The 8153-nt window shown below is 69.1% G+C and carries 8 protein-coding genes and 1 tRNA gene; 4 read left to right on the top strand and 5 right to left on the bottom strand.

Going from position 1 to position 8153, the window contains the following annotated elements; genetic code table 11:
- Positions 1-288 precede the first annotated feature (288 nt).
- Positions 289-364: transfer RNA gene (locus ACFPZL_RS07935), tRNA-His, on the bottom strand.
- A 140-nt stretch (positions 365-504) separates the two neighbouring features.
- Between ACFPZL_RS07935 and ACFPZL_RS07930 the strand changes: the two genes are divergently transcribed.
- The 4 genes from ACFPZL_RS07930 to ACFPZL_RS07915 all read left to right on the top strand — a co-directional run bounded on the left by ACFPZL_RS07930 (position 505) and on the right by ACFPZL_RS07915 (position 2515).
- Positions 505-1215 (top strand): DUF1361 domain-containing protein, encoded by a 711-nt coding sequence (locus ACFPZL_RS07930; RefSeq protein ID WP_218114150.1) that lies wholly within the window; start codon positions 505-507, stop codon positions 1213-1215.
- An 81-nt stretch (positions 1216-1296) separates the two neighbouring features.
- Entirely contained in the window at positions 1297-1644 is a 348-nt protein-coding gene (locus ACFPZL_RS07925; RefSeq protein ID WP_218114149.1) for a metallopeptidase family protein, read from the top strand.
- A complete protein-coding gene (gene clpS, locus ACFPZL_RS07920; RefSeq protein WP_218114148.1) occupies positions 1644-1952 on the top strand; it encodes an ATP-dependent Clp protease adapter ClpS in 309 nt (102 codons plus the stop codon). The genes ACFPZL_RS07925 and clpS overlap by 1 nt, the downstream gene beginning before the upstream one ends.
- On the top strand, positions 1949-2515 hold the full coding sequence (locus tag ACFPZL_RS07915) for a DUF2017 family protein (RefSeq protein ID WP_218114147.1): 567 nt from the start codon (positions 1949-1951) through the stop codon (positions 2513-2515). The genes clpS and ACFPZL_RS07915 overlap by 4 nt, the downstream gene beginning before the upstream one ends.
- 118 nt (positions 2516-2633) lie before the next feature.
- On the opposite strand, the gene dinB is transcribed toward ACFPZL_RS07915, so the two are convergent.
- From dinB to ACFPZL_RS07895, 4 genes are all read right to left on the bottom strand, one after another.
- Positions 2634-3866 (bottom strand): DNA polymerase IV, encoded by a 1233-nt coding sequence (gene dinB, locus ACFPZL_RS07910; protein ID WP_218114146.1) that lies wholly within the window; start codon positions 3864-3866, stop codon positions 2634-2636.
- A gap of 153 nt (positions 3867-4019) precedes the next feature.
- Positions 4020-5555 (bottom strand): SGNH/GDSL hydrolase family protein, encoded by a 1536-nt coding sequence (locus tag ACFPZL_RS07905; protein WP_218114145.1) that lies wholly within the window; start codon positions 5553-5555, stop codon positions 4020-4022.
- Positions 5556-5569: 14 nt separating this feature from the next.
- Entirely contained in the window at positions 5570-7084 is a 1515-nt protein-coding gene (gatB, locus tag ACFPZL_RS07900) for an Asp-tRNA(Asn)/Glu-tRNA(Gln) amidotransferase subunit GatB (protein WP_218114144.1), read from the bottom strand.
- Positions 7084-8153: amidase family protein (locus tag ACFPZL_RS07895; RefSeq protein WP_382335043.1), on the bottom strand; the 1070-nt coding region annotated here is incomplete at its 5' end. The genes gatB and ACFPZL_RS07895, both read right to left, overlap by 1 nt.

Here is an 8153-nt window from a genome sequence, read left to right as displayed (position 1 = left end):
GAAGTTCAGGGTCGTATTTGCTTGGCATCGTAGTTCCATCCTTATATAAAGATCGGAACTGAAACCAGGCCAATTCACTCTCTACGAAACTCGACACTTGACAACCAGCTCGCAACGGCTCACGCATCCAACCGGTCACTGGCATTCGATAACGGCTGACCGAATTGCCTGGCAAACCACGCCTTGCAACATAACCCTTGAGCGGGGCGGCAGAGCTGATCAATAAGGGAGAGGTTCAAACCGAATCAAGCGCACTTACTCTTGTTCAAGGTTTGAACCTCTCCCATTTGGGGTGGCTAACGGGACTTGAACCCGCGACCACCGGCACCACAAGCCGGTGCTCTACCAACTGAGCTATAGCCACCATGCTGTCCAACGGGCCGGGGCCCGAAAGGCAACCCCACGATCATATCCCATCCCGAGCCTCAACGCCCAACCGCCGCGAGCGGGAGCTTCTCCGCGTCGCGTGCAGGCGCCGCGGTCGGACTGGGTAGCCTGGGAAGCATGCTCTTCGTCGCCGGTGTCGTCGCGCTGAACCTCTACGCCATCGCCCTCGTCCTGCTCCGCGCAGCGGTGTACCGCACGCGCCTCTACCGGCCGATGCTCTGGAACGTCTGGCTCTCGGTCCTGCCGATCCTGATCCTCATCCTCGGCATGCTCCTCGCCGCGCTGGTCGGGCAGATCGACGGACGCCTTGCGCCTCCCGCCCTCGTCCTCTCCGGCATCGTCTGGCTGCTGCTCCTGCCGAACGCCGGCTATCTCATCACCGAACTCAACCTGTCGCACCGCGACGAGGACGATCCGGTGCCGCTCTGGTACGACCTGATCCTCGGGATCACGCTCGCCATGTCGGGAGTGGTGAACACGGTCGTCAACGTGCTCCTCGTGCACGTCTTCGTGTCGCTCGCCGTCTTCGGCGACGAGGTCGCAGCGGTCAACCGCCCGGAGTCCTGGATCGCGGTCGCCGCGGTGCTGCTCCTGCTGGGCTTCGGCATGTACCTCGGCAGGTACCTCCGCCTCAACAGCTGGGACGTGCGGCATCCGGTGGCATTCGCCCGCAAGGCGGCGGCCCATTTCAGGATCCGCGGAAACCTCCTCGCCTGCGTCGGCTTCAGTCTCACGTACGCCCTCTTCATCGGCCTCATCTATGTGATCATCGCCGGGCTGGTGCTCGGCACGTTCGAGGCGCTCGAGGCCGTCCGGGCGAGCGCGTGAGCCTGCGACCGGCCCCGCACCCGAGCCGAATCCAGAGCCGAATCCCGGGCCGCACCCCGCCCCGCTGTGTAGGGTGAGAACATGCTCAGCGTCACTCTTGAGGAGTTCGAGGCCCTCGTCTCCGAGGGGATCGACAGTCTTCACGAAGGCATGCTCGCCGAGCTCGACAACGTCATCTTCCTGGTCGAGGATCTGCCGCCGGACGGCAGCGACATCCTCGGCGTCTACGAGGGGTTCTCACTCGCCGAGCGCGGCGTCTACGGATACGGCGAACAGCCGGATCGGATCATCCTCTTCCGCGAGAACCTGCTCGATCACTGCCGCGACCTGGACGAGCTCGTCCGCGAGATCCGGGTCACGCTCGTGCACGAGATCGCGCACTTCTACGGCCTGAGCGAGGATCGCATCCACGAGCTGGGGTGGGGCTGATGATCGCATCCACGGAGACCACGAGGCAGGAGCAGCTCGACGCCGACCGAGCACCGGACATCGCCCCCGATCACGGCTGGCAGACGGTGGTGTGGGACGACCCGGTGAACCTCATGTCGTACGTGACCTACGTGTTCCAGCAGCACTTCGGCTTCGAACGCGCGCACGCCGAGCGCCTCATGATGCAGGTCCACGAGGCGGGCAGCGCGGTCGTCGCGGAGGGTCCGCGCGAGGCGATGGAGCTCCACGTCGAGGCGATGCACGGCTACGGCCTCTGGGCGACGGTGCGGCAGGCGGGGGCGTCATGAGGCTGATCCCGATGCCGGAGGGTGCGCTGCAACTGCATCTCGATTTCGATGAGGCCCACCTGCTCGGCCAGCTGGTCGGGCAGCTGATCGACCTGCTCCGCAGCCACAGCGGCACCGCGCTCGATCCGGATCCGCTCTTCGCGAGCCTCGAAGTCGGCGGCACCGAGGCTCCGCCCGACGACCCAGCGCTCGCCCGTCTCTTCCCCGACGCCTACGAGGGCGCGAGCGATGCTTCGCAGTTCCGCCGGGTCACCGAGCAGGGTCTGATCAACCGCAAGATGCAGGATGCGCTCGAGGTGAGCGGCGCGCTCGGGATCGGCGCATTCTCCGAGGAGGACGCCGATGCGGCGCCGGTCGAGGTCGACGTCACCGAGTCGTCCCTGCCCGCCTGGGTACGGACCCTCACCGCGCTGCGCCTTGCGATCGCGGCGAGGCTCGGGCTGCAGGAGGAGGGCGACCATTCCCGTTTGAGCGACGACGAGGTGACCCGCGGCACGGTGCTGATCTACGATTGGCTGGCCGCGATCCTCGACTCGCTGCTGCGGATGGGACGGGCCGAGTAGCTTCGCTTCGCACCGCCGTCGATGCGGGTCGGCGATGCAGAAGCGATGATGCGGAAGCGACGGTGCCGGCGTGGCGATGCGACCGCGGCCGTCGATCCGGATCCGGCGCGCCCGGATCTCAGACCGGGTCCTCGAGCGATCGCGGATCGACGACGTCCCGTCGCGGCTCGAGCAGCCTGGCCGAGGTGAGCCCCTCTCTTCCGAAGCGCCCGCGCACCTCGTCCACGGCCTGATCGAGCGCCCGCCAGCCCTCGTCATCGCTCCACAGCGCGGCGGGGTCGCTGCCGGCCGGGACGAGCTGCTCCGCCCGCACCCCGATGAGCCGCACCGGCCGAGGTGTCCGTTCCGGCGTGCCGCCCAGGCTCTCGAAGAGCTCCTTCGCGGTGAGGTAGATGCGCTGCGTCGCGTTGGTCGCCTCGCCGAGGGTGCGGGATCGGCTCACGGTCTCGAAGTCGAGGTAGCGCACCTTGATCGCGATCGTGCGGGCGTCGAGCCCGCTCCTCCGCAGCCGCTCCCCCGTGCGGGTGGCGAGGCGCAGCAGTTCGCGCTCGAGCACCGCCCGATCGCTCTGATCCACGGCGAAGGTCTCCTCGTGCCCGATGCTCTTCTCTGCCCGTTCGGTCTCCACCTCGCGGGCATCGCGTCCGTTCGCGAGCTCGTGCAGGCGTTCGGCATTCGCGTTGCCGACGATGCGGCGCAGGCTGTCGACCGGTTCGTTCGCGAGGTCGCCCACCGTGCGGATGGCGCGCGAGTGCAGCGACCTCGCCGTCGCACCGCCCACGCCCCAGATCGCCTCGACCGGCAGGGGATGCAGGAACTCGAGCGTCCGCTCGGGCCGGATCTCGAGCACGCCGTCCGGCTTGGCGCGCTGCGATGCGAGCTTGGCGACGTGCTTGGTGCTCGCGAGGCCGACGGATGCCGGCAGGCCGGTCTGTTCGCGCACGCGGGCGCGCAAGAGCTGCGCGATGGTCGTGGGCGGGCCGAAGAGCCGGATCGAGCCGGCGACGTCGAGGAACGCCTCGTCGATGCTGAGCGGTTCGACGAGAGGGGTGAACTCGCGGAAGATCCGCATCACCTCGCGCGAGGCCGCGCGGTACTTCGTGAAGTCGGGGTCGATGAGGACGAGGTGCGGGCAGAGCTGCTTGGCGCGCGCCACTGGCATGGCCGAGCGCACGCCGAACCTGCGGGCCTCGTAGCTGGCGCTCGAGACCACCGAACGGCCGGTGTCATGGGCGACCGCGGTCGCCCGGCCGCGCAGCTCCGGCCGGTCGAGCAGTTCGACCGACACGTAGAACGAATCCATGTCGACATGCAGGATCGACGCCTCGTCCCGCTCACCGGTTCCGCTCATGACTCCATCTCAGCACATCCGCGCCGGTCCCCGAAGAGTCGGCGACCGTGCGGCGACCCGCATTTCCGCGTGTTCTCCGCGGCTCGGGTCGGTACGCGGGTGAGTACGCGGGGCCGGTGCGCAGAGCCGAGCCGGAGGATCAGCGCGGCAGGATCAGCACGCGGGGTCCAGGTCGAGCGCACGTCGGACGGTCCCGTCAAGAGCCGCATGGCCCGCGTCGGAGGGGTGCACCCGATCCGCCGCGAGCAGGCCCCAGGGATCCGGCCCGGTGATGCCGGCGTTCCGGAACCATCCCGAGACATCGACCTGGATGCGTCGCTCGGGATCCTCCGCGGACACCTGGGTCATCGCCTTCCGGTACGCGCTCCACGGCCAGGCGGTGACCTCCGGCCGCATCCGCTGATGCGGGTGCACCAGCACATGGATCGGCTCGTTTCCCGCCATGTGCGCGTCGATGTACTCGATCGACGCACGGAGGCCGTCGATGTATTCGCCAGCAGGGTCGCGATTCAGCCGATAGTCCATCGCCCCGACGACGTGCATCACGATGTCGGGTTCGAGTTCGATGACGTCCGTCATCCGACTCGGAGGTTCGCTGAAGAGGTAATCCTCCGAGGAGCTCGCGCTCTTCGCCGCGTTGACGACGTGGATGCCCGCCGTCTCGCGAGGATCGGCCCACCCGCGCTCGGGCTGGCGGAGCACTGGCAGGGCGGGTCCGCCCGAAAGGTCGTAGTCGGCGGAGAGCGCTGCGGCGAAGCGGTTGAGCCAGCGCGACTGCACCGTGGTCGCCCCGCTGCCGAAGGTGGTCGACGATCCCGCGGCGACGATCACGACCGGTTCGTCGGCGCTGGCGTCGAGGCGTTCGTGGAGCGAGGCCCGCGCGTCTGCCGTCCCGGCGAGCGGCTGGGTGCAGACGGACGGGGCGGTTCCTCGGATGCTGACCCGGTTGCTGACGGGCCGGGTCGCGGTCTTCTGCGCCGCCCGGACCACCCGGTAGACCTCGCGCTCCGGCCCCGCCCAGACCGTGAACGAGAAGCGGCCGCGGGCATCGGGCTCAGCCGTCTTCACCTTCGCCCAGGAGGATCCTTCGCGGCGCTGCAGCATCACCCGCACTCCGTGCCGGATCGGCCGGACCCGACCCTCGATGAAGGTCCGGCCGACGGGCGCGCCTTCGGTCGTCTTCGCGATCTGGATGGTCGAGACCGTTCGCACCCGAATCGTCAGGGTCTTCGATCGCGTCGTGGTCTTCTTGCCAGAGGCATCGGAGGCGGAGGCGATCACTCGGAATCGGATCGCACCGGATGCCTTCCGCTTGACCGTCGCGCGGAACACCCGTTCGGAGCTCCGCTTCAACGTCTTGACCGTCACCCACTTACCGCTGCGCCGCTCCTGGAGCCGCACGCTCGGCCGGGTCGGGAACCCGGTGATCTTCGCCGTGATCCTGACCTTCGCGCCCGGGTTCACGTACCGCTTGCTCGTCGACGCGACGATCTTGCGGCCGTTCGCCGAGCCGGTGGCCCCGAAGATCGCCGCATCAGAACCCGCAGTCGACTCGACGGCGCCGGTCACCCGTGGAGCCTCGACCTCGGCGAGGTGCTCGACGGCCGGTGCCGGGCTCGCGTCGAGCGGCGCCGATGTCAGCACGAGCGCGAGCAGCAGGAGCCCGGTGAGCAGGCTGCGTAACGACACTGCGAACACCCTCGTCAGACCCCTGCGCGCTCCAGCACGAGCTCGCGCACGCGCGCCGCGTCCGCCTGGCCCCGCATCGCCTTCATCACGGCGCCGATCACCGCACCGGCGGCCTGCACCTTGCCGTCCCGGATCTTCGCGAGCACGTCCGGCTGCTCGGCGAGCGCGGCATCCACGGCCTCGATGAGCGCACCGTCATCGGAGACGATCGCGAGCCCGCGGGCCTCGACGATCTCCTGCGCGGTGCCCTCGCCGGCGATGATGCCCTGGATGACCTGACGCGCGAGCTTGTCGTTCAGCGCGCCCGCATCCACCAGCTCGACGACCGAGGCCACCTGGGCCGGCGTGATGAGATCCGCGGGCGCCGTCGAGCGCTCGTTCGCGAGGCGGGCGATCTCGCCGGTCCACCACTTGCGCGCCGTCTGCGGCGGCACCTCTGCCGCGACCGTCGCCGCGATCGTGTCGAGCAGCCCCGCGTTGACGACGTCGCGGAACTCGAGCGCGCTGAAGCCCCACTCCTCGCGCAGCCGGCGCCGGCGCACGGTCGGGTGCTCGGGCAGTCCGGCCCGCAGCTCCTCGACCAGTTCGCGCGAGGGCATCATCGGGGCGAGGTCGGGCTCCGGGAAGTACCGGTAGTCGTCGGCATCGCTCTTCGGCCGGCCGGGCGAGGTCTCCCCCGTGTCCTCGTGCCAGTGCCGGGTCTCCTGGGTGATAGTCCCGCCTCCGGCGAGGATCTGCGCCTGGCGCTGGATCTCGAAGCGCACCGCCTTCTCCACGGAGCGGAGCGAGTTCACGTTCTTCGTCTCGGTGCGCGTGCCGAGCACGCTCATCCCCGCACCCTCGTTGCCGCGCGGCCGGAGCGACACGTTCGCGTCGCAGCGCAGGTTGCCGCGCTCCATCCGCGCGTCCGAGATCCCGAGCGCGATCACGAGCTCGCGGATCGTCGCCACGTATGCGGCAGCGATCTCGGGGGTGTCGGCCTCGCCGCCGAAGACCGGTCGGGTCACGATCTCGACGAGCGGTACACCGGCACGGTTGTAGTCGACCAGCGAGTACTCGGCGCCCTGGATTCGTCCGGTCGAGCCGCCGATGTGGTTCAGCTTGCCCGCGTCCTCCTCCATGTGCGCGCGCTCGATCGGCACGTGCACGACCCGACCCGACTCGAGCTCGATCTCGACCGAGCCGTCGAAGGCGATCGGATCGTCGTACTGCGAGATCTGATAGTTCTTCGACATGTCGGGGTAGAAGTAGTTCTTACGGGCGAAGCCCGAGACCTCGGCGATCTCGCAGCCGAGCGCGAGGCCCAGGCTGATCGAGTAGCGCACCGCTTGCTCGTTCACGACGGGCAGCGAACCCGGCAGGCCGAGGCAGACCGGAGTCAGGTTGGTGTTCGGGTCGGATCCGAAGGCGTTCGGCGCCGAACTGAACATCTTCGTCGTCGTGTTCAGCTCGACGTGCACCTCGAGGCCGATCACCGGCTCGAAGAGCTCCAGCGCCTTGTCGAAATCCATCACCTTGGTCTTGGCCATCAGCGCGCCCCTCCCTGCTGGGCAGTGTGTGCAGCGTCGAACGCGGGGCTCTGCTTCCAGAACGCCCGCCCGTCGCGATCCTCGATGAGCCGCTCGATCGCGGCGCCGGCGCGGTAGAGCCGCGCGTCCTCGAACGCGGGTGCCAGCAATTGCAGGCCGACCGGCAGGCCGTCCTCCTCCGCCACGCCGACCGGCAGGCTGAGGCCCGGGATCCCGGCGAGGTTCGCGGGGATCGTCGTGGCGTCGTTCAGGTAGTCCTGCATGGGGTCGCCCGCATGCTCGCCGAGCTTCCACGCGGTCGTGGGGGCGGTCGGCGAGGCGATCACGTCGACCTGCGCGAAGGCGTTCGCGAAGTCGCGCTGGATCAGCGTGCGCACCTTCTGCGCGCTGCCGTAGTAGGCGTCGTAGTAACCGGCCGAGAGCGCGTAGGTTCCGAGGATGATGCGTCGCTTCACCTCGGCGCCGAACCCGACCTCGCGGGTCGCGCTCATCACGTCCTCGACCGTGCCGCCGCCGTCGGGCGTGACGCGCAGGCCGAAGCGCACCGAGTCGTACTTCGCGAGGTTGCTCGATGCCTCCGCGGGCAGGATCAGGTAGTAGGCGGCGACGGCGTACTCGAAGTGCGGGGCGTCGATCTCGACGATCTCCGCGCCCTGGGCGGTCAGCAGCGCGAGCGCCTCGTCGAAGCGCGCCTTCACGCCGGGCTGCACCCCGTCGAGCATGAGCTGCCTCACCACGCCGACGCGCAGGCCGCGCAGCGAGTCGTCCGCGACGCCGTCCCTGGCGGCGGCGGCCATCGAGGGCCATTCGTGCCGCAGCGAGGTCGAATCGTGGTGGTCGTGCCCGGCGATCACGTCGTGCAGCAGAGACGTGTCGAGCACGGTTCGAGCGCACGGGCCGATCTGGTCGAGCGAGGACGCGAGGGCGATGGCGCCGTAGCGGCTCACGCCGCCGTAGGTCGGCTTGGCGCCTACGGTGCCGGTGAGAGCGGCGGGTTGCCGGATCGAGCCGCCCGTGTCGCTGCCGAGCGCGAGGGGCGTCTCGAAGGCGCCGACGGCGACGGCCGAGC

Origin of the sequence: Leucobacter soli, from assembly GCF_042659205.1 — a bacterium.
GTDB lineage: Bacteria > Actinomycetota > Actinomycetes > Actinomycetales > Microbacteriaceae > Leucobacter > Leucobacter soli.
The sequence above is the reverse complement of the archived record's forward strand: the minus strand, read 5'-3'. Positions and strand labels throughout refer to the sequence as shown.